Origin of the sequence: Nonlabens sp. Hel1_33_55 (assembly GCF_900101765.1) — a bacterium.
Classification (GTDB): Bacteria; Bacteroidota; Bacteroidia; order Flavobacteriales; family Flavobacteriaceae; genus Nonlabens.
In genome coordinates this window covers 792,282-817,955 of record NZ_LT627735.1, presented here as the reverse complement: position 1 = coordinate 817,955, position 25,674 = coordinate 792,282, and the positions used below count along the sequence as shown (strand labels likewise).

The window sequence follows — 25,674 nt, the reverse complement described above, 5'->3', positions numbered from 1 at the left end:
GAAAATTTGTAACAAGGTAATTAAGCTTGCGTCCTATTTGACATGATAGGATTATTCAAGGAAAACCTAAGCATCGCGCAGCAGAACATTAAAGGTCAACTGCTGCGTACTATTTTGACCGTTTTTATCATTGCCATAGGAATAACGGCTTTGGTTGGGATATTGAGCGCGGTCAATGCATTGGAACGTACCTTAAGCGATGGTTTTTCTGATATCGGGACCAACACTTTTAGTATACAACGCTATTCATTGGGCATACAGCGTAGTGGTGGCGGTGAGGTACGTAAGATCAATCCCATAATAGGTTATAGCGATGTGCGTGCATTTGAAAGCGATTATTCTTTTCCTACATCTCAAGTTGGCGTTTCATTTCAAGCAACCTCACAGGCAGAGGTAAAAAGCGAAGACCGTAAAACAAAGCCCAAAGTCATTGTAAGCGGTATCAATGCGCATTTTGTGGATAATAGCGGTACCAAAATTTTGGACGGTCGTGGCTTGTCTGCTAGTGATGTTGAGAACAATTCCAGAGTGGCATTGGTTGGAAGCGATATGGAAGATGCACTTTTCCAAGGGCTCAATCCAATAGGTCAAACTATCAGTATACGTGGCAATAAATTTACAGTCATTGGTTTGTTGGAGGAAAAGGGATCTACTTTTGGTAACAATGTGGATTTACGAGTTTTGATCCCTTTAAATGTAGCACGCAGTATCTATACGCTGCCTAATATCAATTATGACATAAGCGTTAAAGTACTGGATCAGCAATTGATGGATGCAGCCAGAGATGAGGCTACGCTATTAATGCGCAGCATTCGCGGGTTGACACCTGTTGAGGAAGATAATTTTGGCATCGTACAACGTGATGAATTAATGTCATCTGTCAATGAAATAAGCGTTGCATTGAATGCAGCGGCAATTATTATAAGCGTGATAACCATTTTTGGTAGTTCGATCGCATTAATGAATATTATGCTGGTTTCTGTTACAGAGAGAACAAGAGAAATAGGTGTTCGTAAAGCTTTAGGAGCAAAACGTTCTACCATTTCTTGGCAATTCTTCATCGAGACCCTGTTGGTAAGTCAGTACGGTAGCATCGTTGGGATTATTCTGGGAATGTTGATTGGTTGGGGTGTTTCGGCTGGGTTCGAGATTCCGTTTGAGATTCCTTGGACGGCAATTGTTTGGGCGATTATCATATCTATTGTAATCACTATTTTCTCTGGAATTATTCCTGCCATCAAGGCCTCAAGACTGGATCCTATTGAGGCTTTGAGATATGAATAACATCATCATCCAAAATTACAAATCACCAGTTGGAGATTTAACTCTAGGAGTTTTCAATAATCAACTATGCCTCTGTGACTGGACCTATCGCAAGATGCGTACCCAAATTGACCAACGAATTGAATCGTTTTGCGATTCCTCCACGACGATTGGATCTCATGAAATATTGAATCAGTGCATCGAACAACTCACAGAATATTTTGAGGGTGAGCGTACAACATTCAACTTGCCTTTGCTACTGTGTGGTTCTGACTTTCAGAAAAGTGTGTGGTCAACTCTGCAAGGAATTAACTATGGTGAGACGATTTCGTATAGTTCGCTTTCGCGAAAGCGAACTCAAAACAATACATCGCAACCTTCTAAAGATATCGGTAACTCAAAGTCTCCCAAAGATGTCCGTGCCGTAGCGGCGGCCAATGGTGCCAATGCCTTATCGATAATTATTCCCTGCCATCGCGTGATAGGAAGCGATGGATCTTTGACCGGCTATGCAGGCGGATTGAGAGCTAAAGAACAATTACTTAAACTAGAAGGAATTGACCTTTACAATGGTCAACGACGTTTGTTTTAGAAACCGTTTTTTTCTTTTCCCATTTCCATCAAATCGTCAAAATAACGAAAGAGGTCGCCTTTTGTAATCACGGCGCCAGACTCAATGAGTTTGAATTTGTCAACATTGGCATCTTCGCCATATGTTTTATTTGCGGTGAAGATTTTCACCTCTTCATCGAGCAGATTGTTTTGCAACCATTTGTAACCTGTTGCGGTAGTGATATCAATCTTGTTGTCGCCCACAATAATGGAAATCAATCCCATATCTTTTTCACGCAGTTCAAAAAGATTCATCGTCTGTGGACTAATGTGTTCTAAGAATTCTGCCTTTCCCAGCACGCCTTCCCAAACGAGATCAGAGAAAACGTCTATTTCTTCTTCTGCAACCTCTGGCTTTTCTTCTTTAATTTTTGCCCATTCTGCAGCGTCAATGGATTGAGTAGCGAGAAAGTTGATAAATTCTGGATGTAATTCTTCCAGTTGTTCCTTAGTAAGTCTTCTATACTTCATAGCTGTTCCATAAAAAAGCCGTCCCAAATCATTGGAACGGCTCTATTCAATTCAATTAAGTGTTATCCTTTTGTAGCGACAACATCAAATGAGAAAGAAGTCTGTACTTCACGGTGGAAACGTACAGTTGCTTCATACAATCCCAATCGCTTGATGTTACCACCAGCAATGGATATGAATTTCTTGTCGATCTCGATACCTTCTTTTGCAAGAGCATCAGAAAGGTCTGCAGTAGTTACAGAACCGAACAATTTATCACCTTCACCAGCTTTAACAGCCATTTTAAGGTCTAGATCATTCAATTTATCAGCTTGTGATTGTGCTGCCTTTACATTTGAAGCTTCTTTGTGAGCTCTCTGCTTAACAGTTTCAGCAAGTTGCTTTTTAGCTCCTGGAGTCGCCATTACAGCTTTTCCTTGAGGTATTAAAAAGTTACGGCCATAACCAGGCTTAACAGTAACCACATCGTCAGTAAAGCCTAGGTGCTCTACATCTTGTTTTAGTATTAGTTCCATTGTTTGAGTCTGATTAGATTATTTTAAAAGGTCACCTTCAAATGGCATCAAAGCGATGTGTCTACATCTCTTGATCGCTACGGCTACCTTACGCTGATATTTAAGACTAGTTCCAGTCAATCGTCTAGGAAGAATTTTCCCTTGCTCATTAACAAGACCCATCAAGAAATCAGGATCCTTATAGTCTATGTATTTAATACCGCTGCGTTGGAAACGACAGTATTTTTTTCTCTCTTGAGTCTCGATCTTTAAAGGAGACAGGTAACGTATGTCACCGTCCTTTTTACCTTTAGCTTGTTGTTGTAATGTTGCCATAATTAAGCTTGAGATTTTTTAGACATTCTACTTCTTCTTTTTTCTGCCCACTCGATAGCATACTTATCAAGTCTTACAGTAAGGTATCTCATCACGCGCTCGTCACGACGGAATTCAACCTCATACTCGTTGATGACCTCACCTGGTGCGGTGAATTCAAATAGGTGGTAAAAACCACTCTTCTTGTTGTCGATTGTGTAAGCCATTTTTTTAAGGCCCCAATCTTCTTTAGCTACCATTTTGGCACCGCGCTCAGTAAGAAAATTCTCAAACTTCTTAGCTGTTTCCTTTACCTGATCATCAGATAAAACGGGATTCAAAATGAAAACAGTTTCGTATTGATTCATGTTACATTATTTTAAAACGAGTGCAAAAATACAGTTTTTCCTTAAATACAGCAACTTAAAATATAGTAAGTTAATCGACTTTTAACTCGCAAAATTATTATACCTCAATTCGTTAAAAAAACGTAAAGTATCGATTAATGAACACTTTTATTTGCATTTCGTCTATAAAGGTATTAGTATTGTTTAGTTTTTATCTAACCAGATTACACTTATGACAGATACTGTACTCAAATGCTTTGTCGTTGACGATTCAAGCATACAGCGACTTGCCATTGTCAAGCTTATAGAAAACCATCCTAACTTAAAACTGGCGGGAGAATTTAGCAATGCCATAGAAACTAAGGCAGCGATAAAAGACGCTGGTGTAGATCTCATATTTCTGGATGTAGAGATGCCTATTCTAACAGGTTTTGACTTATTGGACGATATTACAGAAAAACCTGGAGTAATATTCGTTACTGGTCAAACCAAATATGCTTTTAAAGCTTTTGATTACAGTGCGATCGATTATTTACAAAAACCCATTAAAAAGGACAGATTCCTTTATGCTGTGGAGCGTGCTCTTCTTGCGCACAAGATGAGAACAGAGATGGTTGAGGATAAAGGTGAATTCATCTTTGTCAAAAGCAACCTTAAGAAACGTAAAGTGTATCTAAAGGATTTGAAATTTATACAAGCCTTAGGTGATTATGTAAAACTGATAACTGAAAATGAAAGTCTAGTGGTTCTTTCTACTATGAAAGCTTTTGAAAAGCAACTACCTGAAGAAGATTTTCTACGTATTCACAAATCATACATAGTGAACCTGCGCCGTGTAGAAAAATTCAACTCAAAAGCGGTGGAATTGGATAACGAAGTTTTACCGTTAAGTCGTAATCGCAAATCAGATCTAGTTGAGGCGTTGTCTCAATTTTAAACTGAATCCATATCATACTATCAAAGCTCAACATATTTGTTGGGCTTCCTTGTTTTTACGCTTTCGCGAAAGCAAAAAGAATTTGAGACGCTGTTAAGAACGGTCTATGGAATAACTGGAAATCAACCTATTCTTTTCCTCCCAAAAATGGAACAAACCTAAATTCACCATACGTAGTTTTACTGTAATCTGTTTCTGAGTCTCGTACAACGAGTGTCATAATCTGTTCATCAGTTCCTACGGGAATCACAAGCCTACCTCCTATTTTAAGTTGACTTAATAATGATTCAGGGATGTCTGGCGCACCGCAGGTGACTATAATTCCGTCAAATGGAGCTTCATTAGGTAATCCCAAATAACCATCGCCAAAAACAAACTTACGCGGTCGATACCTCAGTTTTTTGAATAGCGAACTTGTTCTCTTAAAAAGCTCATTTTGTCTTTCAATAGTATACACCTGCAATTTCATTTCCAACAATACAGCGCACTGATAGCCGCTACCTGTTCCTATTTCAAGAATCTTGTCACCAGCTTGTGCATGTAATAACTCACTCTGAAAGGCCACTGTATAGGGATGAGATATGGTTTGATCAGCACCAATGGGAAAGGCTTTATTTTGGTAAGCATGTTCCAAAAACGAACTGTCTAAAAAAAGGTGACGAGGAACCGTGTTAATCGCCTCAAGAACGCTATGGTCGCAAATTCCCTTATCACGCATGAGTTGCATGAGATGGCGCCGTTTTCCTTTATGTATAAAATCATCTTTGATGACGCAAAAATAGAGTGCTAAGGATAAATCATAAGAAACTCTCCGTCCGTTTTTAAGCACAGTTATTCACAACAAATATGTTTCACTGAATATGCTCAATTATTTATAGAGATGCTTTATATATTGACGTTCTGTTTTGGAACCTGATTTTAGCTTTTAGTAGATTAGCTCATCTTATTATATCATTGAAAACTATTTACTTACTACCTGAGCTGTTGCGTTAGGGATTGAAGTGGAAATCCCGCAGCGGCGCAGCAAGCGAGGAATTGCAGCGTAAAGCCCGACCTTTCCCGATGGCAATCGGGAAGGGAACGCCCAAAAAAACAATGACTTTCAATTAAATAAGCAATCAAAAAAGGTAGTCCAACGCATTGTGATAAAATCAGTTCCAAATCCCTATTTTTGTAGGAAACACAAGCAATATGTTGAAAGCTGGCGTTCTGGGAGCAGGACATTTGGGAAAGATTCACTTGAAATTATTACAACAGTCCAGCCGATATGATTTGGTAGGATTCTACGATGCTAATGAGGCGTATGCGCAGGAATTGGAGAAAGAATTTGGGTACACCTATTTCAAAGACATTGACCAACTCATAGCAGCCTGCGACATGGTGGATGTCGTGACACCAACGACTTATCACCATGAATCTGGTAAGAAGGTTCTCGAAGCTGGAAAACATTTATTCATTGAAAAACCAATCACGGTTACCGTGGCAGAAGCAAACGAGTTGATATCGCTTGCGCGAAAGAATAATGTCAAAGGTCAGGTGGGACAAGTAGAACGTTTCAACGATGCCTTTAGAACCGTGCAGGATCGCATCGAAAATCCCATGTTCATTGAAACTCACCGACTGGCAGAATTTAACCCACGTGGTACTGATGTGAGTGTGGTACTGGATCTCATGATTCACGATATTGACGCCATCTTGAGTGTGGTTAAAAGCCCTGTGAAACATGTTAGTTCTAGTGGAGTAAGTGTAATCTCAGAAACTCCAGATATCGCAAATGCACGTATAGAATTTGAAAATGGCTGTGTTGCTAATTTAACTGCGAGCCGCATCAGTCTTAAAAAAATGCGTAAGGCGAGATTCTTCCAACGAGATGCTTATATATCAGTTGATTTCTTGACTAAAAAAGTAGAAGTGGTACGTATGAAGGATGCACCAGAAGTTCCTGGAGATTTTGATATGATCCTACAAAATGCGGAAGGAATAAAAAAGCAGATCTACTTTGACAATCCAGACATCATGGAAACCAACGCCATTCTAATGGAGCTGGAAACTTTTGCAGACGCCATTGAAAATAACACGACACCTGTAGTAAGTCTTGAAGATGGAACTGCGGCGCTTGATGTAGCGATGAAAGTGATTGAGAATTTTAAATCGTTGTAAGTTCTTTGTTACTTTGGCTTTTTAAGGAAATCAACGCTTCTGAAATTTAGTACGGAGATTTATTTGAAAATGGATTTTGGGTCTCAATCCTCAATAAAATCTTTGTATTCCCAAAAGAAGGTTTCCAATTTATCCATGTTCTCATAGAAGAACTCATAGACCGTTGGCCAGTCGGTTTTCCGAGTTATTTTGACGTTATCCATGCTAACGTAGATTCTCGATATGACTTTTCCTGACTCTAGGATATGGTCTCTTTCGAATATTAAATCAGCACTAACTTCATCCTCCATCACCGATTTAAAGCTTTCAAACTTTTCAAAATAATAATGCCGGAAGATAATGTCATCATGTTCTATGTCCAGTGAGATAATGGCTTGATTATTTTCCATTGAAAATTTGAGGTTAACATCTTTTAGCTTTGTGTCATACAGCGTCCACTTGCGATGATACCGCTTTCCAAAAAACGTCCAGAAATCCTGACGCACCTGTTTAGCTTCTTCTATTGAAAACATAGATCAAAATTACGGTGCTGGATTTAGTTTATAGATTTCCCTGGTAGTTTTTAGTGGAGATCTACGATCTCAAAAGTTTTAATACTTAATATATCCTGCCTTTGGTAATTAGAAAATTCTGCTAGTAAGAATGATCTTATAATTAATCAAGAAATAGATTTGTATAAGTATTTAAATAGCATAGCCGACACTGCTTGACTATATATTATTTCAACATTTGAAGCCATTGAAACCGAAGCATTAAAAAATGCAATTCCCTTATGGAAGAGAATCGCATTTTATAATTTATAATCTCAAATCAGAGTATGTTGAGACTGCTACTAAGAACTAGAATAAATTATCCTTTCATCTTTTTGTCTGCTTTCATATCGCTGGATGTGGATGGTTTGTTCTTCACGTACTTTTCCAACCACTGATCTTGTTCCCATAAAACGTGAAGAATGGATTCTTTAGCTGCATATCCGTGGCTTTCCTTAGGCAACATAACAAGTCTTGCTGTTGCGCCTAATCCTTTCAAAGCATTGAAATAACGCTCACTTTGTAATGGATACGTACCGCTGTTGTTATCTGCCTGTCCGTGAACCAATAGGATAGGTTCATCAACTTTTTCGGCATTCATGAATGGTGACATAGTATTGTAAATGTCTGGTGCTTCCCAATAGTTACGCTCCTCACTTTGGAATCCAAAAGGTGTCAACGTTCTATTATAAGCTCCAGACCTTGCAATTCCAGCGGCAAATAGATCAGAATGAGCCAGCAGGTTTGCCGTCATAAAGGCGCCATAGCTGTGACCGCCAACTCCTACTCTATTTCTATCAATATATCCCATATCATCAACGGCATCGATTGCCGCTTTTCCGTTTGCTACCAGTTGTGGGATAAAAGTATCATTAGGCTCTTCATCTCCTTCACCTATGATGGGAAATGCTGCATCATCCAGCACGGCATAGCCTTTCATAACCCAATACACAAAGCTTCCATATGATGGATAGATAAATTCGTTTGGATTTTGTGTGTTTTGTCCAGCGCTTGCTGCGTCTTTATATTCCCGTGGATAAGCCCAGACCAACATAGGTAGTTTCTCCTTCTTCTTCATATCATAATTAGGCGGCAAGTAAAGCGTAGCACTCAAATCAACACCATCATCTCTTTTATAGGTAACCAATTCCTTATGGACATTCTGCAAGCCAGAAAATGGATTCTCGAAAAAGCTTATTTGATTTAGCTTGTTTTTCTTTTTAATGTCTCTGATGTAATAATTGGGATATTCCGTTGGTCCTTCAATTCGTACCAAAACCAGCCCTTTATCCATGTCAAGAGACTCCACCAGAGATTCTTTTTTGTCAGTGTATTGTGATTTATAAATTCTTTTTGTGGATCCAGTTTTTAAATTCATTTGGTCAACAAAAGGAAATTGACCTTCATCACTGTATCCATCACCCATTAGATATGCCATATCGCCATCCAATTGAAGTACGCTGTTACCAAATTCATTTTTGGTAGTTACAAAATTACCTGGATCTGAATAGACATCCTGGTAGCTGCGGTCAGAAATAACCTTAGGCTCTACAGAGTTATCAGATGGATTGAATACGTAAGTTCTTGTATTTCTAGTGTTCCACCAATAGTCGTAAGCAATGGCTGTATCATCATCGCCAAACTGAATTCCTGAAAAACGGTCTTTTGTTTTAAGTAATTCAGTCGCGCTATTGTCGTTAAATGGAGCTTCCCAACTATAGACGATATCCCGATAAGGAACATCTTTCTCAGGATCACCACCGTCAAGAGCCTCAGCATACATTAGAGTATGAGGTTTATCTGCACGCCAGGAAACATTACGTTTTCCTTCACGTTCAGCCATGAATCCCTGTGGCATTTCCTCAATAAGTGGGACATCGTTAACGACCGCTACTTTATTTCCATCAAGGTCATAAACCGTAGATTTTTCTGGGAATCTACCGTAAGTCACTATATAAGAGAATGGCTTTTGAAGTTTGGAAACCATTACATGCGATCCATCAGGTGAAAAACTCAGGCTGGTATACATAGCACCTGAAAGAAAATCGGTTGCAGTACCATCCAAATTTACCTTGACTAATCGGCTTAATGCCAGTTGCTCAAAATTATGCTCATCTGCTGGGTTTTTCAATAAGTCTTGATAGGTCCTGTTTTGTGCTTTGCTACCGTCGCTAGTAGAAATGGTAGGTCCTTCAGGTACTGCAATACTCGTATCGATTAGCGGTTTACGATCTGTAGCCAGCATTTTGACCATTAAAGCGCTGCCGTCTTCATACCAATCAATAGGGTTTCCCATATTTGCATTGACAGTATCATCTGTCAGTTTGCGGGCCGTTGCTTTTTCAACGTCCAGCACCCAAACCTCAGTACCGTTTGTGGTAGTGTGTGTCATGGCGATCATGGATTCATCTGGAGACCAGTTGACATTGGACAGTTTTGGTTGCGCAGGCAGTCCTTTAACCGCAGTCATTTCCTTAGATCCTACTTTTTGAATAGCAACCTTATCGTAAAAAGTAGTACGACTTCCAATGTTGGTTTTAGGATTGATACGCAGACCACCCAGACGCATTTCTTCCTCTGACAAATCTGCAATGGACTTGTAGGTGTCGCGGTACATGAGCACCATATTTTCTGCATTCTCGTCGATGAGCACCCATGGCGGGCGATCATAATCCACGAGTTTCATGATTTCTTCAGATGGTTGTTGGTAGGTTAGCTTTTCTTGTGAGTTCGCTTTCGCGAAAGCGAATAAAACACAAACAGCCACCCATAATTGTAGATTTCTCATAATTAAAAGGTTTTCTAGTCCTCTAAATATAGCATCAAACTTTGGTAATTTGATGGTGCTTTAGGAGAGTTTAGCATCCGCACCACACATTTGAGGCGTGAAGCTATTACCTTTGTCATATGTTTAAAAACGATACCATTGTAGCACTGGCGACGCCAGCAGGATCTGGGGCCATTGCAGTAATACGACTTTCTGGACCCGATGCTCATGCTATTGCTGGTGGTGTTTTTGTTCCCGCTTTCGCGAAAGCGAAATCAAAACCAAATGCAAAACTATACGAACGACTGCATCCTAATACCGTAACATTAGGACACGTTCTGGATGGCGATCGTGTCGTAGATCAGGTATTGTTGACGCGATTTGATGGTCCTAGATCTTACACGGGCGAAGACGTTGTGGAATTCTCCTGTCATGGGTCCATCTACATACAGCAAGAAATCATAGGATTGTGTCTGCGCAAGGGTGCGAGAGCCGCAAAAGCAGGTGAATTCACACTACAAGCCTTCTTGAACGCAAAGATGGACTTATCACAAGCGGAAGCTGTGGCCGACCTAATCGCATCAGAAAGTGAAACGGCGCACCAGATGGCCATCCAGCAAATGCGCGGTGGATTTTCTAACGAGCTGCAAGATTTGAGAAAGCAATTATTGAACTTCTCTAGTATGATTGAGCTGGAACTAGATTTTAGCGAGGAAGATGTAGAGTTTGCCAATAGAGATGACTTGAAAAAATTACTTGCAGAAAGTCAAAAGACGCTTAGAAAACTTATTGATTCCTTTGCTTTGGGCAACGTTCTAAAGTCTGGAATCCCTATCGCCATCGTGGGAGAACCCAATGTTGGTAAATCTACATTACTGAATGCTTTACTTAATGAGGATAAAGCTATTGTAAGTGATATTGCAGGAACTACCAGAGATAGTATCGAGGACGAGATCAACATTGAGGGAATCAGATTCAGATTCATCGACACAGCTGGAATACGCGAGACGACAGACACCATCGAGACGATGGGTATCCAACGCAGTTATTCAAAAGCAGAACAATCCAGATTGGTACTCTATCTATTAGATGCTACACAGCTCAATACTAATCCGCGAATAGTTCACTGCTTGATGCGCATTCAGATCATGAAGGAAAAGTTTCCAGACAAACCCATCGTGGTAGTTCTCAATAAGCTAGACGAAATCACTGGACTGGAACACGCCGAAATCACTAAACAACTTACCAAACGCTCACCAGAAACTATAGTAATATCTCTAAGTGCAAAATCAGGTACAGGCGTTGAGGAATTGAAAGAAGCACTAGTTGCTAGTTTCCAAAGCGGCGCGCTAAGCGCAGACGACAGCATCGTGAGTAATGCTAGACATTATGATGCGCTACAAAAAGCATACGCAACGCTCATGGAAGTACAACAAGGCATCGAAAACGATATCTCTAGCGAGTTCCTTGCTATAGACATCAAAGCCACTGCAGAGCACATAGGCCTAATCACGGGTGAGATTACAAATGATGAATTGTTGGGTAATATTTTCTCGCAGTTTTGCATCGGGAAGTAAATAAGTGAAACAACAAGAATCAAAAGATTACCAAAACGAACAAATAACTGATTTACAGATATTTGTTCACAACTTTAGTTGTGTATATTCAATGATGGTTCTACATTTAGTACCTCATTAGTACATCTTGCCTTGCAGCATTTTTCGAGAGGTGTACAAAGTACATCGAAAATGAAAATCACTCTTAAAAGTAAAAAACTCAAAAATTCTAGAGAAAGCTTATTTATTGAATACTACAATGGCTCTACCGTTGATGATACTGGAAAGAGAAAACATAGAAGGTCATTTGAGTATCTCAACCTTTATCTGGATAACAGTTCCAAGGAAAGAAAGATTCAAAATCAAAATAAAGAAAATCTAGAGTTAGCTGAAAACATTCTTTCTATACGCAAGTCGGAGCATCTTCAAGGGAAGTATAAAATTGCAAACACTAGAAAGAAAAACACAAACTTTCTTGAGTACTATACCAAGCTCAAAGAAGAGAGATTTGAGAGTAAAGGGAACTATGATAATTGGGACGCAGCCGGATTACATCTAGAAAGATACTGTCCTAGCCATTACACATTTGAAGACGTAAACGAAGATTTTGTCAGAGGGTTTAGAAAGTACTTGGATCAAACCGCAAAAACAAAATCTCACACTAGTTTATCTCAGAATACAAAACATACCTATTACAACAAGTTCAAAGCTTGTCTGCGCCGGGCGTTCGAAGAAAACTTCTTAGACAAAGACCTACGAAAAGCTGCAAAATCTTTTGAAATGGCTGAATCTAATCGAGAATATTTAACGATGAATGAATTAGAAAAATTGGCTCGTACTTACTGTAAGTATCCACAATTAAAAAATGCGTTCTTGGTTTCTTGCTTGTCAGGATTAAGGTGGTCCGATATTGATAAACTAAAATGGTATGAAGTGAGGGACGAACCTAATGGATGTAAAATTAATTTTCGCCAGAAGAAAACTAAGGGAATGGAATATTTACCGATAAGCCAGCAATCAAGAGATCTCATGGGAAGTAGACGAGGTGAATTTGAAAAAGTTTTTAAAGGACTCAAATATGGAGCAACTTATAATGCAGAGCTTTTGAAATGGTGCATTCGAGCTGGTATTCCAAAACATATTACATTTCATAGCGCTAGACATACCAATGCACTACTCCTACTTACAATGGGCGCTGATATTTATACGGTATCTAAAAGATTAGGGCATCGTGAGCTTCGAACCACGGAGATTTACGCTAAGATCATTGATGAAAAAATGAAAGAGGCCGCAGAGCTTATACCTGAATTAAAAATTCAAAACAATGCATAAAGATTTTAAAATAAATAGGACGACAAAAAAAGTATTGAAAGGTATTGTTCAAGGAAACCAAAATAATTTCCCAGATAAATTAACATACGATTTATACCATTTGAGTGAATATCAATTTTTATGGGTTTTTAAAAATGTTATAAGAACACTCGAGGTTAGTATAGAAAACATTGAGTTATTCGCTAACATAAGCATAGAATATGAAAGCTTTAATGAATCATTTGATGAGGTTTGGGTAGTAAATGATTTGAAGAATGGTTTTCCATTCCCAACTAAACGAATATTTGACCCTATCGATAAATTAGACTACGTCCTTGATTATTTCTATGATTGGGACAAACTGGATCAAACAAAAAGAGAAATAATTGATACAGTAAAACATGAAATAACATTATATGAAACAGATATTAAATCTCTTTTGAGAGACAATAATATTTGTAAAACTATATTTTCTGTGAAATTGGTTCAAATATTAAACTCAGTTGTTCAATATCTCGAACGTGATTTAAGTTCTAATTATCCTTACAATAGGTATTTTCAGGTCAAGAATGAAATAATTGAAAATTTTCGCCAATTTAACTTAGACAAATCCGTCAACTTTAGTAACTTAAAGTTTGAACGATGTTTTATTTATTGTTTAACTCATAGGGAATGGATTGAACGTTACCATGGGTATTTTCAAAAAGCTGAAATAAAAAATGATTTAATCAATCGAAAGAACGAACTAATTAATCTTTTACGCTTGGATAATTTATCTCGTCAACCAGTATTTGAACGATTTAAGGTATCCTATAATTCGTGCGATTATTTAACTGACGAGCCGTGGATAACAGGAAGTACTGCCTTTGATAAACGCATGTTCAATTTACACCATCTACCAGTAATAGATCCCGATGCAGAAAATCAAAAAGATTCAAGGCTATATCAAGAAGAAATCGACGATTTAGAGGTTAGTGACAGATATATATTATCTCAAAACCTAATCTATTTCGAATGGATAGACAATTATAAGCTCTCATGTCGTAATCCAATTTTTGGTAAAAACTTTAAACCTCTTATTTTAAAATCAGGTTTTAACCATAAAGACTTTATAACTATTTTAAACAACATCTTGATTTCGTATTCTGGAATATCAATTAAAAAGAATTTAAAAAAAGAAATGGCTTTGAGAATAAATTTATTGGTTAACACTTTTTCTGTTGAAGAACAAACTAGTGACTCTTCAATCGACCCATTATTGAATTATTCTCTTGAAAAACCTTTGATTAATTTTCCAAGAAATGTTAAGGATAAGCTTCAAAAAGCACTTTTCACAATAGTACTTAAAAACAAAATTGTGTTTGACAATCAGGAGGAGGTTTTTAAAACTTTAGCTCTGATGTTTCTATATGATTTTAAAATAGGATTTTCAGCATCTACTTTGAAATCCAACTATTTAAAGTTTAAAAGGCATTTACCCACTGATATTACAAATGCCACACTTGATCCACATTCAGAACAAATTTTATCTTGTTCAAAATATTGATGCATTTTAAATTACTGATTTACAGTTTTTTAATTTTAATTTCTATCAATTCAGCAAGATAATTTTCTGTTAGTTCTTTTTGAAATAGGTTTGTTTCCGATATCGAACAATAGCGAACAGGCCTGTTCATTAATCTTAAATAAGGATCAATGAACGATTTAGAATTAAAAGACCAATTAAATAGAATAGAAGATGCTTTATGTAACAATAAGGCTGTCCTAACCGCAGATGAAGTCTCACTATTTACGGGACTTTCAAAAAAGTATATCTATACTTTAACCTCTAAAAAGCAAATACCGTTCTATAAACCATTAGGTAAGGTATTGTATTTCAGTAAGAAAGAGGTCGAAGAATGGATGCTTACTAATGGTGTGAAGTCTTCACAGCAATTAGCATCAGAAGCCACTAGCTACATACTTAATAATAAGATCTCAAAATAAAAACCTCAAGCAAACTAGATGTATTACTTGAGGTCTATAATTCCTTGTGATAAAGTAAAATTATAGTATTGAGTGATGCATTGCAAATTATATGCAATGAAAAATAGTAAAGAAAACCATGACGAAAGAAATTGGTATGCTCGTGTAGGTACCGACACTTTTAAATTTTCACAGTTTCCTGTTGGAGACAATGAGTTTCGAACGAAAATCATTCGCTGGTCGTATCAAAATATTGTTAATGACCATAGTAAAGATTTTGCTAATGGGATTCCTAAATATGATGGTTTTATTTATGAGCCAGACAATATTGGGCTCAAAAAAGAGATAGGAGACTATTTGAACGAGTACTCTTGCTTGTCCCATATTCCTAAAGAAGGAGATGTAACTATCACACTAGAATTTCTAAAACACATTTTTGGAGAACAAATGGAATTAGGTCTGGACTATCTACAAATAATGTATTTAGATCCTAAACATTTTCTTCCTGTACTATGTTTAGTCTCGAAAGAAAGGAATACAGGTAAAAGCACCTTTGGTAAGTGGATTAAAGACATCTACGAGGACAACGCTTTGTTTATCGGAGTAAGGGATTTGGCTAGTCAATTTAACGGAGATTGGCTTAACAACTTGGTTTTAATCATTGATGAGACCATGATAAGCCTCCAGCAGGTTGTCGAGACAATGAAGTTCCTAAGTACATCTTATAAAGCTCAATCAGAGAGTAAAAATAAAGATCGTAAAAGTGTCAATTTTTATGGGAAATTTATCCCAATTAGTAATCATGAGACCACATTTATAAAAATTGATCAAGACGAAACTAGGTTTTGGGTTCGAAAAATTCCTGTTTTGAAAGAAGACGATGTGAATATACTTAAACATCTTAAAAAGGAAATACCGCATTTTTTACATTATTTAACTCACCGTAAACTCAGTACAACTAGAGTTGGAAGAATGCATTTCGATCCAAAAGAATTAGAAACTCAAGCTTTAGTAAATCTAAAACGAGCCAGTAGACATCCAAAACTTATTGAATTAGAATTATTTCTTATTGATCTTATGGACGAGCTGGGTAGAGATCAATTACAATTCACGTTGGGAGACTTATACACCATTACTAAAGAAGAAATTGGAGAAACTAAATCTTCCTTGAAAGACATACTTCTTAATCATTTCAATATTCTGCCTTTACAAAATTCATCCAATTATGATAAAATCATAAAAGATCCGATTGGTGACTTTGCTACAATCAGAAAAAAAGGAAAGTTCTACACACTAAACAGAAAATTAGTAGATAAGTAGATATTAAATGTAAGTATTTATAAAACAATTAGTTAATAATCTACTTCAGATCTACTTCTTTAATATCAAAAGTAGCTAAGTAGATGAATTTCAAGAGTAATTTATAAAAAGTAGATAAGTAGATATTAGTAGACTTACAATGAACTAGTCTTCAATCTATTGTGCTAATAATCTACTTATCTACTATAAAACATAACTATGAACGCACGACAGGCAAAATCAATACCAATAGTATCATTATTAAAACAGCTGGGCTATACTCCAAATAAAGCCAACGAAAGAGAAGCCTGGTTTAAGAGTCCTTTTAGAAATGAGCGCACAGCATCATTAAAAGTTGACCTAAAAAAAAATGTTTGGTTTGATCATGGTGTCAATTTTGGCGGAAACGGAATTGACTTATTCATGAAACTAGAGAATATAGAATTCACAAAAGCACTTAAAATGTTCAACGATAAATTTGAAGGTTTTTCTTTTCATCAGCACAAAGCAGATCCAATAAATGAAAACAGTAACACGCAAATATTGGAAACAACAAAAGTTCTAAACAAAGAATTACAATCATATTGTAGCTCTAGATTTATATCAAAATATGCACAGACATTTCTGACTCAGGTGGCGTATAAAGTGAATTCAAAATCATATGTCTCGATAGGAATTCAGAATCGATCTGGAGGATGGGAGTTGAGAAATTCAGCTTTAAAAAACTGTCTTGGGGTAAAGGATATTACATATATCAATTTAGGAAAAAAAACAGTGTTTGTAACAGAGGGAATTTTTGATTTCTTGAGTATAGTGACTTTCAAAAATATAGATCGACTGAATGCAGATTTCATCATTCTAAATTCCGTTAATCAGGTAAGTCGATCAATCAATACTCTGAAAAATTATAGCTCAATCAGGCTCTATTTAGATAATGATAATGCAGGTGATCGCGCAACTATCACCCTACTTAATCAGCTCGAAAATGCAAAAGACTTTCGGCCAAAATATAAAAAGTTTATTGATTTGAACGAATGGTTGATTGATCGCAATCAATTAAAATCAAAACCAGTTTAGATCATTTGCTTCTGAAAATAAAAAGTGGTAAGCCTAAGAACCAATTTGACTGTTCGAGATTGTGAGGTTAATGCCAGTCGTGGTTTACCTACCCATTTAGTACCCTCTGGGCTCAAAATCGATATCTAAACCGCCTGGCTTATTCACAATTAAAATCGTTCATAAGAAAACAATAAAACAATGAAATCAAAAAAAAGAAACAAAGTGAAGATCATTTTTTACTTAGATCCAATTGATAAAAACTTAGTCAACGATCAATGCGAAATGCTACAGATCAATCCATCCATGTTTTATAGGACTGCCGTCTTGGAAAAATTAGATAAACCAATTATATCAAAACCTGTTCAAAACCTCCAAACCAAAATATACATATCTCATCTAATGATGATCGGATCCAATATGAATCAAATTGCAAGAAAACTAAATAAAGGTTATAAGTTTTTGATAGCTGATCAAAGTACAGTTTTGAAAGATTTAGAATGGATCAAAAGTCACATTTTAGAAATAAAATCAAAATTATAATCAAGATTTATGAGTGATCAATTAAATAATCAAGTTTTGAATTTAATGCAAAACGTTAGTAATAGCCTTGAAGAAATTTCACTGAAAATAGACGAACAAAACAGTTCAAATTCAAATCGTGAAAATGATGAGAAAATTACTAATCAACTAGAAATGCTAAACTCTAAATGCCAAAATATAATAAGCATTGAAAAAAACTTGAGAGCATCTATAAATGAAAATGAACAGAATATTTTGCTAGAATTAAATAATAAGTCTAAAATTCCAGCACAAATAATTAGCAATGAATACAGCTTAATAGGAAAGGAATCAGTTTTTAAGGCAAGACATCTTAAATTTTTAATTGTAGGACTTTTTATTGTAGTGATGCTTGCAGAATACGCACTACCGTATTATGTGCGAAGAAGTGATCTAGTTATTGAACGGGATAGGTATGAACTGTTTTTCAAATACATACTTTACTTAAACTTTAGAGATGGAAAAGAGAAAATTGTTGAAGAAACATTTAATAAAGTGGTCGCTCGTGACAGCTCGTTTATTGTGGGGTTTCAAAACTTAGAGAAGAGCTATAACGATAACAAAATGAAAAAAGAGCTTCAAAATCAATTAGATAAACTTGAATCAAATGATCGCTAAACTTCAATCGATTCATTATACCACTAGTGCACTACTCTACTGTGAAAGAGGTGGCGAACTATTGACCACGAATAAATGTTTAGGCAATGGCAGAGAGATCGCTAAACAAATGCTATTGAATAACTCCTTTAATGATAGATGTGAAGCAAATACTTATCACATCAAAATCAGAATGGCTCCAGAGGATAAAGGCCTATTGAATAATCAAGATTGGATTGACATATCCCATATTTATGCCACAAAACATAAATTCGAAGACCACATGTATGCCGTGTATATTCATGAGGAAGGAACTGAATCGGAACATATTCATATTGTGGCCTCACGTATTGGCGAGAATAACTTAGCCGTATCAGATAGCTTTACCCATTACAAAAATATGGACTTCTGCAGGGAAATGGAGCGTAAATACAAGTTGAGAAAAGTTGAACGTGTATTAGAAAAAGCTAAAAACAAAGAGGTTTTTCAACGTAATGACAAAAGGATGAAACCTCTAGAAAAGAAGATCAAGATTGCAATTGGACAATCGGATCATCTAATTGATTTAGAATTTCATCTTAAAAACATAGGCGTTACCTTGAAGATTGGCAGAGGGATTTCTTTTAAGGATGAAGACGGTGTTTACTACAAAGGATCAAGTATTAATAGAAGTTATTCCTTAAAGGGAATTAAAGAGTTGTTGTCTTATAACCAGCAAGAAAAAAGATCCATTGCTCCAGCTATGAAGCAAAAGCAGGAATCTGTCAAACCATCAATAAAATTTAAGCTTTGACAATGTGTAAAATTATACTAATTACCCATCAAAAAGGCGGTGTAGGTAAATCTACCCTCACTTTTAATCTAGCACTTAACCTTGCGGACAGCGCTAAAGTCGCAATCATTGATTTTGATGCTCAAGGCAGTTTGATGCAATTGCAATCAACCACTAAAACAATGGATATCTTAGAAAGTCCGGCAGATTTGAATTCGATAAGTTCTCTTAGGTTTGACTTCATTTTTATAGACACACCACCCTACTTGTCAAGTTCATTGCCTCAATTGATACGTATTGCAGATCTAATTGTTGTTCCTACTAAGGCTGGGGTTTTAGACCTTATGGCTATTACCAATACGATAGAGTTGATAAATCAAACTGGAGGTCTTAAAAAAACAATGATCGTTCTAAATATGGTCAAGCCTAACACAACATTGACCCTTGACATCTTAATTGAACTCAATAAATTGGAGGCTTCTGTAGCCAAAACTCACATCAGCGATTTAGTTTCTTTTACAAGATCAGTAATTCAAGGCGGTTTGGGAAAAAACGATAAAGCAATAAGTCAAATTGACAATTTAACTAGAGAAATACTAACAAAATTACTTGAACAATAGAATTGTATAGCGCTATAAAACTATAAATCTAGATCTCTACAATTAAACATTAATATAAATCTACACCAATGGAAAAGGACGAAATAAATAATTGGATGGACAAAATCAAAGCTAAAAAGCCACCAGCAATTAAACAAAAAGTAGTTCCAATACTGGAGAAAAATCCTAAGGACGAAGTCCAACTTTCCTGCTATGTTGAAAAAGGCCTAATGAAAAGGCTGAAAATGCAAGCCTTAAAGGAAAATGAAACAATCAAAAAAATTATTAATAAGAGTATTACACAATATCTCAGAAGCAATGATTAATTTTAAGCCAAACAATTAAATTGACTTAAAGTAGAATACATATTATAAGCGTTTAGCTTTTGATTGGTCTTTAAACTTGCCGTTTACCACTGCACCACATCATAGTAAAACGCCCTTGCAACTGCGAGGGCTGAACTATTGTGGTGCACGGCTGGCAAGGCCTTAAGACTAGATAGTTTCAGTTCCTCGCTTTATGCTTTATAGATATTGATGTAATGCTAATCATCAAAATCGCCAAAATGAAAAAAATATTATATCTCCTAAAATTCAAGAATAACTACAATAACGTCTTTAAGATTGGAATTACTAAAAATCTCAAGCAAAGAATCTACTGCTTAGAAAATGCTACAAGCTTGAGAATAGATTACTATAACTCTTCAGTTATAACTCACGATGAAACCTCAAAGATTAATTTATTAGAAAAAAATCTTTTGGAAATAACTATGAAGTGGAAAACAAAATGGACACCTGAAAGTAATTTCAGCGGAATGCATGAAGTGAGATACATCGAGGCATTTTCTGTGGTAGAAAAGTTTTTAGGTGACCAGGATAAATATGGTATTATCTATAAATCTTATTCTGGTATTGATGTATGTGGTCAATACTTCAAGAAAGGTATTCCAAAAGTCTATTTCCCTATCGACAAAACAATAAAGGGAATTTCCCCAATACTAAAAAATGATATTAACGACTACTGTATAGAGAACAATATCGCATATCGAGAAATTTTAAATACTGCGCTTTACAATTATGCAATAAAGATCGGGATTAATCGAGTTGATGATGTGGCTATAGAAGGATACGATAATTTTTATAAAATATAAATCATGAAAAAAAATCAGAATGAAAATATCGATTTGAGCGAATGCTTTTTCAATCCAAAAAACGGTAAACCCTATACCTATGAACAAGTATGCAGACTTCAAGATTATGATGGGCCAAGAACTGATCCTAATGATATTTTGAAAAACTATGAGAATGACCGGTCTTTGATAGCTTATCTAGACGATAAGGCAATTCAACAAGCTAATAGAGGAAAGCCATATAATCCAGAGAACAAGCTATTTCCAGATACAAAAAGCAAATAACACTTTTACTTTAATGTAGTTTTCTAGAAATCTAGAAATACAGCAATCTAGAAAACTACATTTTCTTATGTATTTGAAATATAGATTTTTAGTAAATTTCGTTGTTCAAAACCCAATGAAAACTTTGTAGTCCAAATCCCAAACCCCACCATCTCAACCCAAACCTTATGACTAACTTAGTGCCATATTCCTTCCTATTTAATGGCATTATTCCAGACCTCTGTAATTAAATCACACCTAGCTCAACTTGACGAATCTATTGTTGATAAGGCCTATAAGAAATTCCAAAAATACTTTTGGAATACCACCATACAGACCAACATTAGAACGGCCAATGAGGAACAGTATCAGGCGACCTTCTTGCACGAGCTCTTTGTCAATATTTTAGGGTACACGCTCTTTCCTAATCCTAACTCAAACCTAACGACAGAGTTTAAAAACCAGACCAATGCCCGCAAGGCAGACGGCGCCATTCTAAAGGAAAGCAACGCACTGGCAGTGATTGAATTGAAGGGAATGAATACAAAGGATCTGGAGAGCATACGCAAGCAAGCTTTTGATTACAAGAACTACCAGACTGGCTGCGTATATATCATTACGTCCAACTTTGAGAAACTTCGCTTTTACATCAATGATGCAACAGAGTTTGAAGAGTTTGATTTGTTTACGCTTTCGCGAAAGCGGTTTAACCTACTGTACCTGTGCTTGCATAAAGACAAGTTGCTTCAAAACGCACCGCTCCACATCAAGCAGGCGTCCATCGTTGAGGAAGAAGAAATTACCAAAGCATTTTATAAAGATTATTCCGTTTTCAAACGCGAACTCTACAGAGATCTGGTCAAACGCAATTCCAAAACGGTCAAGTCAAAATTAACAAGTTCTGGTTCCAACAGTCATGCTAAGCATGTCGAAGCAAATATCGATACCAATGAAGACCTACAACGTCTAGAGAAAAACGTTAAACTCACACTCTTTAAGAAGTCCCAAAAGCTCATCGACCGCTTCCTATTCATCTTTTTTGCAGAGGATCGATCGCTATTGCCTTCTAACTTTACCAATACCATCATTACGGACTGGAAAAAGCTGGTAGACATGCATGTGGACGTCACGCTCTACGAGCGTTTCAAACTCAATTTCAACTTTCTTGATCAAGGTCGAGCGGGCAAGGAAGGCCACGATGAGATCTATGCTTATAACGGTGGGCTTTTTAAGCCCGACTCCATTCTGGATGCGCTGGATATTGATAGTGAGCTGTTGTACAAGCATGCCTTAAAGCTATCCAAATACGATTTTGAAAGCCAGGTAGACGTCAATATCCTAGGTCATATTTTTGAAAACTCCCTGAATGAGATTGAGAGCGTCAATGCAGAGATTGAGGGTGGCGAGTTTGACAAACAAACCAGCAAACGCAAGAAAGACGGTGTGTTCTATACGCCTAAATACATAACCAAATACATCGTGGACAACACGGTGGGCAAGCTGTGTGAAGAAAAGAAACGCGAACTCAAGATTACAGACGAGCGATTCGGCAACGCAAAGGCGCGCTCTAAAAAGGGAATCAGTGATCTGGAGACCTACCGCAACTGGCTGCTGGAACTCACCATCTGTGATCCTGCCTGTGGCTCTGGGGCCTTTCTCAACCAGGCGCTGGAGTTTCTCATACGCGAGCACAACTACCTGGATGAGCTGTCTGCAAAATACCACGGTGGTTTTGCCTTTCCAGATATCGAGAACACCATCCTAGAAAACAACATCTATGGCGTTGACCTCAATGAAGAAAGTGTAGAGATCGCAAAACTGTCGCTATGGTTGCGTACCGCACAGCCACGTCGCAAACTCAATGATTTAAGCAGCAACATCAAATGCGGGAACAGCTTGATCGATAGTAAAGCAGTTGCCGGTGATAAAGCCTTTAAATGGGAGTCCGCTTTCGCGAAAGTGTTTTCACGAGGAGGATTTGATGTCGTGATCGGGAATCCGCCTTATGTAAGGCAAGAACTTTTTACTGACATTAAGCCTTATTTGAAAAAGCATTACAATGTGTTTCAAGGAACAGCAGATCTTTATACTTACTTTTTTGAGTTGAGTGTGGATAAGCTTATTAAAGAAACTGGTATATATAGTATTATAGTCGCAAATAAATGGATGCAGGCTAACTATGCGAAACCTCTCAGAAAGTGGTTGAGTATAAAGCAAATAGTAGAAATTGTCGATTTTGGAGATCTAAATGTTTTTAAAGATGTAGCTGCTTACCCTTGTGTAATAACTATCAAATCTGGTCAACCTAATAACCTATTTAGGGTCACTCAACCTGAAAGCTTAGATTTTGCTGATTTGAATTTGTTAGTCGAGCAAACACACTTTAATGTTGCTAGTAAGAATTTGACCGAAGACTCATGGTCATTAGTAGATAAATCAATAAGTGATCTTACGAATAAGTTGAAAGCGCTTGGCACTAAACTTATCGATTATGTTGATTCCAAAATTTTTTACGGTGTAAAAACAGGATATAACGAGGCTTTTCTTATATCCAGAGAAGAGAAAGAATTTATATTAAAACAAAACTCAAATTCAATTGAATTAATAAAGCCATTTTTAGCTGGAAGGGATGTTAAGAGATATGCAATTGATTTTAACGATACATATTTGATATTAATTCCAAATGGATGGACAGATAAGCATCGTAGGGATTTAGAACCGATTGCGTTTATGGAGAAGTATCATCCAGAAATTATAACACACCTTTCAAAATTTAAAGAAAAAGCCAAAACCAGATCAGATCAAGGTGAATACTGGTGGGAGTTAAGATCATGTTCTTATTACGATGAATTTGACAAGCCAAAATTATTACTGCCCGATATTTCCAAGCGAGGTAATTTCGCTCTTGATTTGAAGGAACACTATACTCTTGTAAATACTGCATACATAATTGGAAATGCGGATCTGTATCTTTTAGGAATATTAAATTCAAAACTGATTACTTTTTTTACAAAAGCATCTCTCCAGAGGTAAGAGGTGGGTATTTGAGGTTCATCTATCAATATTTGTCACTTATACCTATCGTAACGATTGATGCTTCTGACAAGATCAATTTTGAAAATACTGTTCAAAAGCTTAGTTCATCTCACAAGGTTAAAAAAACTTTAAGTGATAAGTTTCTGAGGCATCTAGTTTATTCAAGTAATATTGAGAAGACTTCAAAGAAACTAGAGTCTTGGCACGAACTCGAGTTCGCCGACTTCCTCAAAGAACTCAACAAAGCCATAAAAGCTACCAACAAAATCAGGAGCAAGGAAAACCACCCAGAGATTCCGGCATTGACAAAGCTTGACGAGATGGACTGGATGGATGCCTTTGAGGTCAAAAAGAAAGAAGCCCAAGAACTTCAAACCCAAATCCAGCAAACCGAGAAGCAAATCGATCAAATGGTCTATAAACTATATGGGTTGACTGAGGAGGAGATAGCTATTGTGGAAAAAAGTTAGAGAGAGTATTTATGAGTAGTCCTAAAATTACGTATTGGTTCGGCGCTGGTGCAAGTTATCATTCAGTACCGATACAGAAGAAGCTTACACAATCCATGTATGATTTTGCTGATTATTTAGAATCCCTACCTTCTCGAGATTCATATTTTGATCAAAAAAATCCTTTATATGATGATCGAGCTCATCTGGCGACGTTAATAAAGGAATATTGTAAAAGGTCTTTTGAATACGGTACAATTGATACTGTAGCGAGAAAACTTTGGTTTTCACATGCAGACTATTATTTAGATGTCTTAAAATTTTGTGTCGATTCCTTTTTTTCATGGTGGCATTACAGGACTATTACGAACCCTAAAGCTATTCCTTATTTAAACGAGGATAAAAAGCAACATTATGAATCTATTGATCATAGATATTTTGGATTGTTGGCTATTCTGTTAGATAAAAATGATAATCAATTGGCTCATCAACTTGATAGCAATATCAATTTTTTGACGTACAACTATGATTTGCAATTGGAATGCGCAATTTGCGAGTTATCAGGGGTTACATTCGATACAGGGTTCTACTTAGAAAATTTAAATACGGGTATGTTACCTAAAGATTCTACAGATTTTAAGGACAGACAAATTATTCATTTGAATGGCCATTCTGCTTTTCACCTCAATAGTTCTGGTAAGCTCACACCTAATTTCATCCAACAAAACTTACAAACAGAAAAAACTTTTTATGCTACTCTAATCAAACAGTTTAGCGAAAGAGATCAAAACAACATTGGAAAAGATATTTCCTATGTTTGGGAAATGGATGCCGAAAAGCTTGAACGTAGTCGTGAAATCCTATCTCAAACAGATCATTTAGTGATTGTGGGCTACAGCTTCCCTGCATTTAATAGGCGAGTAGATTTAGACTTGTTAACTAATCTTAAAGTTAGCGCCAAAGTAACATTACAAGATTGTAATCCACAAATGGAGGTTTTAGATAGTATTTTACCCGAAGATATAAACAGGGATAGAGTAAAATTCAAAAAGGAAGTTGAACAATTTTTTATTCCTCCCGAAATTTTTGGTCAGCGTAAAAGAAAAAAGCCAGCTCGTATAACAGTTCGTTAATTATATTTTACTTGGAATCAGTTACTAATTTGCTCACTATTCAAATCATAT

27 protein-coding genes are annotated in these 25,674 nt (G+C 36.5%); 20 read left to right on the top strand and 7 right to left on the bottom strand.

Features of this window, described 5'->3' with window-relative positions:
• Positions 1–42: 42 nt before the first annotated feature.
• Both BLO34_RS03475 and BLO34_RS03470 read left to right on the top strand, forming a co-directional pair.
• Positions 43–1,284 carry an ABC transporter permease gene (locus BLO34_RS03475; RefSeq protein ID WP_090752616.1) on the top strand — a complete coding sequence of 414 codons (1,242 nt, stop codon included), beginning with the start codon at positions 43–45 and terminating at the stop codon, positions 1,282–1,284.
• Positions 1,277–1,855 carry a methylated-DNA--[protein]-cysteine S-methyltransferase gene (locus BLO34_RS03470; protein ID WP_090752614.1) on the top strand — a complete coding sequence of 193 codons (579 nt, stop codon included), beginning with the start codon at positions 1,277–1,279 and terminating at the stop codon, positions 1,853–1,855. Before BLO34_RS03475 ends, BLO34_RS03470 begins: the two co-directional genes overlap by 8 nt.
• Here BLO34_RS03470 and BLO34_RS03465 read toward each other — a convergent pair.
• The 4 genes from BLO34_RS03465 to rpsF form a co-directional block, all read right to left on the bottom strand.
• The gene (locus BLO34_RS03465) at positions 1,852–2,346 is read right to left on the bottom strand and encodes a DUF6495 family protein (protein ID WP_090752613.1); all 495 of its coding nucleotides are present in this window, start codon (positions 2,344–2,346) and stop codon (positions 1,852–1,854) included. The genes BLO34_RS03470 and BLO34_RS03465 overlap by 4 nt on opposite strands.
• Before the next feature lie 62 nt (positions 2,347–2,408).
• Complete coding sequence (rplI, locus tag BLO34_RS03460) at positions 2,409–2,861, bottom strand: 50S ribosomal protein L9 (RefSeq protein ID WP_090752611.1); 453 nt, start codon at positions 2,859–2,861, stop codon at positions 2,409–2,411.
• A gap of 18 nt (positions 2,862–2,879) precedes the next feature.
• Positions 2,880–3,176, bottom strand: a complete 297-nt coding sequence (rpsR, locus tag BLO34_RS03455; RefSeq protein ID WP_041496972.1) for a 30S ribosomal protein S18 — start codon at positions 3,174–3,176, stop codon at positions 2,880–2,882.
• Positions 3,177–3,178: 2 nt separating this feature from the next.
• Positions 3,179–3,523 carry a 30S ribosomal protein S6 gene (rpsF, locus tag BLO34_RS03450; protein WP_090752609.1) on the bottom strand — a complete coding sequence of 115 codons (345 nt, stop codon included), beginning with the start codon at positions 3,521–3,523 and terminating at the stop codon, positions 3,179–3,181.
• Between the two features lie 211 nt (positions 3,524–3,734).
• Between rpsF and BLO34_RS03445 the strand changes: the two genes are divergently transcribed.
• Positions 3,735–4,439, top strand: a complete 705-nt coding sequence (locus tag BLO34_RS03445; RefSeq protein WP_090752608.1) for a LytR/AlgR family response regulator transcription factor — start codon at positions 3,735–3,737, stop codon at positions 4,437–4,439.
• Between the two features lie 127 nt (positions 4,440–4,566).
• Here the strand turns inward: BLO34_RS03445 and BLO34_RS03440 are convergent, their stop codons facing one another.
• Positions 4,567–5,208 carry a protein-L-isoaspartate(D-aspartate) O-methyltransferase gene (locus BLO34_RS03440; RefSeq protein WP_090756408.1) on the bottom strand — a complete coding sequence of 214 codons (642 nt, stop codon included), beginning with the start codon at positions 5,206–5,208 and terminating at the stop codon, positions 4,567–4,569.
• A gap of 422 nt (positions 5,209–5,630) precedes the next feature.
• On the opposite strand from BLO34_RS03440, the gene BLO34_RS03435 reads away from it, so the two are divergent.
• A complete protein-coding gene (locus tag BLO34_RS03435; RefSeq protein ID WP_090752606.1) occupies positions 5,631–6,599 on the top strand; it encodes a Gfo/Idh/MocA family protein in 969 nt (322 codons plus the stop codon).
• An 83-nt stretch (positions 6,600–6,682) separates the two neighbouring features.
• On the opposite strand, the gene BLO34_RS03430 is transcribed toward BLO34_RS03435, so the two are convergent.
• Positions 6,683–7,111 (bottom strand): DUF4268 domain-containing protein, encoded by a 429-nt coding sequence (locus tag BLO34_RS03430; protein ID WP_090752605.1) that lies wholly within the window; start codon positions 7,109–7,111, stop codon positions 6,683–6,685.
• A 337-nt stretch (positions 7,112–7,448) separates the two neighbouring features.
• Positions 7,449–9,917: a prolyl oligopeptidase family serine peptidase gene (locus BLO34_RS03425; RefSeq protein ID WP_090752603.1), complete on the bottom strand. Its 2,469-nt coding sequence runs from the start codon at positions 9,915–9,917 to the stop codon at positions 7,449–7,451.
• A gap of 119 nt (positions 9,918–10,036) precedes the next feature.
• Between BLO34_RS03425 and mnmE the strand changes: the two genes are divergently transcribed.
• The 16 genes from mnmE to BLO34_RS03345 all read left to right on the top strand — a co-directional run bounded on the left by mnmE (position 10,037) and on the right by BLO34_RS03345 (position 25,623).
• Complete coding sequence (mnmE, locus tag BLO34_RS03420; protein ID WP_090752602.1) at positions 10,037–11,473, top strand: tRNA uridine-5-carboxymethylaminomethyl(34) synthesis GTPase MnmE; 1,437 nt, start codon at positions 10,037–10,039, stop codon at positions 11,471–11,473.
• Positions 11,474–11,644: 171 nt separating this feature from the next.
• Positions 11,645–12,784: a site-specific integrase gene (locus BLO34_RS03415; protein WP_090752600.1), complete on the top strand. Its 1,140-nt coding sequence runs from the start codon at positions 11,645–11,647 to the stop codon at positions 12,782–12,784.
• Entirely contained in the window at positions 12,777–14,309 is a 1,533-nt protein-coding gene (locus tag BLO34_RS03410; protein ID WP_090752598.1) for a hypothetical protein, read from the top strand. Before BLO34_RS03415 ends, BLO34_RS03410 begins: the two co-directional genes overlap by 8 nt.
• Before the next feature lie 149 nt (positions 14,310–14,458).
• Positions 14,459–14,749, top strand: a complete 291-nt coding sequence (locus tag BLO34_RS03405) for a helix-turn-helix domain-containing protein (RefSeq protein ID WP_090752596.1) — start codon at positions 14,459–14,461, stop codon at positions 14,747–14,749.
• A 96-nt stretch (positions 14,750–14,845) separates the two neighbouring features.
• Positions 14,846–16,048 carry a primase-helicase family protein gene (locus BLO34_RS03400; RefSeq protein WP_090752594.1) on the top strand — a complete coding sequence of 401 codons (1,203 nt, stop codon included), beginning with the start codon at positions 14,846–14,848 and terminating at the stop codon, positions 16,046–16,048.
• 198 nt (positions 16,049–16,246) lie between these two features.
• Entirely contained in the window at positions 16,247–17,104 is an 858-nt protein-coding gene (locus tag BLO34_RS03395) for a toprim domain-containing protein (protein ID WP_090752593.1), read from the top strand.
• A gap of 180 nt (positions 17,105–17,284) precedes the next feature.
• On the top strand, positions 17,285–17,626 hold the full coding sequence (locus tag BLO34_RS03390) for a hypothetical protein (protein WP_090752591.1): 342 nt from the start codon (positions 17,285–17,287) through the stop codon (positions 17,624–17,626).
• 9 nt (positions 17,627–17,635) lie between these two features.
• Positions 17,636–18,262: a hypothetical protein gene (locus BLO34_RS03385; RefSeq protein ID WP_090752589.1), complete on the top strand. Its 627-nt coding sequence runs from the start codon at positions 17,636–17,638 to the stop codon at positions 18,260–18,262.
• On the top strand, positions 18,252–19,034 hold the full coding sequence (locus BLO34_RS03380; protein ID WP_090752588.1) for a relaxase/mobilization nuclease domain-containing protein: 783 nt from the start codon (positions 18,252–18,254) through the stop codon (positions 19,032–19,034). Before BLO34_RS03385 ends, BLO34_RS03380 begins: the two co-directional genes overlap by 11 nt.
• 2 nt (positions 19,035–19,036) lie before the next feature.
• Positions 19,037–19,633: a ParA family protein gene (locus BLO34_RS03375; RefSeq protein ID WP_090752586.1), complete on the top strand. Its 597-nt coding sequence runs from the start codon at positions 19,037–19,039 to the stop codon at positions 19,631–19,633.
• A 68-nt stretch (positions 19,634–19,701) separates the two neighbouring features.
• The gene (locus tag BLO34_RS03370; RefSeq protein WP_090752584.1) at positions 19,702–19,938 is read left to right on the top strand and encodes a hypothetical protein; all 237 of its coding nucleotides are present in this window, start codon (positions 19,702–19,704) and stop codon (positions 19,936–19,938) included.
• Between the two features lie 239 nt (positions 19,939–20,177).
• A complete protein-coding gene (locus BLO34_RS03365; RefSeq protein ID WP_157686654.1) occupies positions 20,178–20,762 on the top strand; it encodes a GIY-YIG nuclease family protein in 585 nt (194 codons plus the stop codon).
• Between the two features lie 3 nt (positions 20,763–20,765).
• Positions 20,766–21,026 (top strand): hypothetical protein, encoded by a 261-nt coding sequence (locus BLO34_RS03360; RefSeq protein ID WP_090752581.1) that lies wholly within the window; start codon positions 20,766–20,768, stop codon positions 21,024–21,026.
• 201 nt (positions 21,027–21,227) lie between these two features.
• Entirely contained in the window at positions 21,228–24,038 is a 2,811-nt protein-coding gene (locus tag BLO34_RS03355; RefSeq protein ID WP_090752580.1) for an Eco57I restriction-modification methylase domain-containing protein, read from the top strand.
• A gap of 32 nt (positions 24,039–24,070) precedes the next feature.
• Complete coding sequence (locus BLO34_RS03350; protein ID WP_090752578.1) at positions 24,071–24,511, top strand: hypothetical protein; 441 nt, start codon at positions 24,071–24,073, stop codon at positions 24,509–24,511.
• Between the two features lie 11 nt (positions 24,512–24,522).
• A complete protein-coding gene (locus tag BLO34_RS03345) occupies positions 24,523–25,623 on the top strand; it encodes a hypothetical protein (protein ID WP_090752577.1) in 1,101 nt (366 codons plus the stop codon).
• Positions 25,624–25,674 lie beyond the last annotated feature (51 nt).

Excerpts from the sequence above, each read along its gene's own strand:
- BLO34_RS03475 (WP_090752616.1), top strand. The coding sequence starts at position 43 with ATGATAGGATTATTCAAGGAAAACCTAAGCATCGCGCAGCAGAACATT.
- BLO34_RS03470 (WP_090752614.1), top strand. The coding sequence starts at position 1,277 with ATGAATAACATCATCATCCAAAATTACAAATCACCAGTTGGAGATTTA.
- BLO34_RS03465 (WP_090752613.1), bottom strand. The coding sequence starts at position 2,346 with ATGAAGTATAGAAGACTTACTAAGGAACAACTGGAAGAATTACATCCA.
- rplI (WP_090752611.1), bottom strand. The coding sequence starts at position 2,861 with ATGGAACTAATACTAAAACAAGATGTAGAGCACCTAGGCTTTACTGAC.
- rpsR (WP_041496972.1), bottom strand. The coding sequence starts at position 3,176 with ATGGCAACATTACAACAACAAGCTAAAGGTAAAAAGGACGGTGACATA.
- rpsF (WP_090752609.1), bottom strand. The coding sequence starts at position 3,523 with ATGAATCAATACGAAACTGTTTTCATTTTGAATCCCGTTTTATCTGAT.
- BLO34_RS03445 (WP_090752608.1), top strand. The coding sequence starts at position 3,735 with ATGACAGATACTGTACTCAAATGCTTTGTCGTTGACGATTCAAGCATA.
- BLO34_RS03435 (WP_090752606.1), top strand. The coding sequence starts at position 5,631 with ATGTTGAAAGCTGGCGTTCTGGGAGCAGGACATTTGGGAAAGATTCAC.
- BLO34_RS03430 (WP_090752605.1), bottom strand. The coding sequence starts at position 7,111 with ATGTTTTCAATAGAAGAAGCTAAACAGGTGCGTCAGGATTTCTGGACG.
- BLO34_RS03425 (WP_090752603.1), bottom strand. The coding sequence starts at position 9,917 with ATGAGAAATCTACAATTATGGGTGGCTGTTTGTGTTTTATTCGCTTTC.
- mnmE (WP_090752602.1), top strand. The coding sequence starts at position 10,037 with ATGTTTAAAAACGATACCATTGTAGCACTGGCGACGCCAGCAGGATCT.
- BLO34_RS03415 (WP_090752600.1), top strand. The coding sequence starts at position 11,645 with ATGAAAATCACTCTTAAAAGTAAAAAACTCAAAAATTCTAGAGAAAGC.
- BLO34_RS03410 (WP_090752598.1), top strand. The coding sequence starts at position 12,777 with ATGCATAAAGATTTTAAAATAAATAGGACGACAAAAAAAGTATTGAAA.
- BLO34_RS03405 (WP_090752596.1), top strand. The coding sequence starts at position 14,459 with ATGAACGATTTAGAATTAAAAGACCAATTAAATAGAATAGAAGATGCT.
- BLO34_RS03400 (WP_090752594.1), top strand. The coding sequence starts at position 14,846 with ATGAAAAATAGTAAAGAAAACCATGACGAAAGAAATTGGTATGCTCGT.
- BLO34_RS03395 (WP_090752593.1), top strand. The coding sequence starts at position 16,247 with ATGAACGCACGACAGGCAAAATCAATACCAATAGTATCATTATTAAAA.
- BLO34_RS03390 (WP_090752591.1), top strand. The coding sequence starts at position 17,285 with ATGAAATCAAAAAAAAGAAACAAAGTGAAGATCATTTTTTACTTAGAT.
- BLO34_RS03385 (WP_090752589.1), top strand. The coding sequence starts at position 17,636 with ATGAGTGATCAATTAAATAATCAAGTTTTGAATTTAATGCAAAACGTT.
- BLO34_RS03380 (WP_090752588.1), top strand. The coding sequence starts at position 18,252 with ATGATCGCTAAACTTCAATCGATTCATTATACCACTAGTGCACTACTC.
- BLO34_RS03375 (WP_090752586.1), top strand. The coding sequence starts at position 19,037 with ATGTGTAAAATTATACTAATTACCCATCAAAAAGGCGGTGTAGGTAAA.
- BLO34_RS03370 (WP_090752584.1), top strand. The coding sequence starts at position 19,702 with ATGGAAAAGGACGAAATAAATAATTGGATGGACAAAATCAAAGCTAAA.
- BLO34_RS03365 (WP_157686654.1), top strand. The coding sequence starts at position 20,178 with ATGAAAAAAATATTATATCTCCTAAAATTCAAGAATAACTACAATAAC.
- BLO34_RS03360 (WP_090752581.1), top strand. The coding sequence starts at position 20,766 with ATGAAAAAAAATCAGAATGAAAATATCGATTTGAGCGAATGCTTTTTC.
- BLO34_RS03355 (WP_090752580.1), top strand. The coding sequence starts at position 21,228 with ATGGCATTATTCCAGACCTCTGTAATTAAATCACACCTAGCTCAACTT.
- BLO34_RS03345 (WP_090752577.1), top strand. The coding sequence starts at position 24,523 with ATGAGTAGTCCTAAAATTACGTATTGGTTCGGCGCTGGTGCAAGTTAT.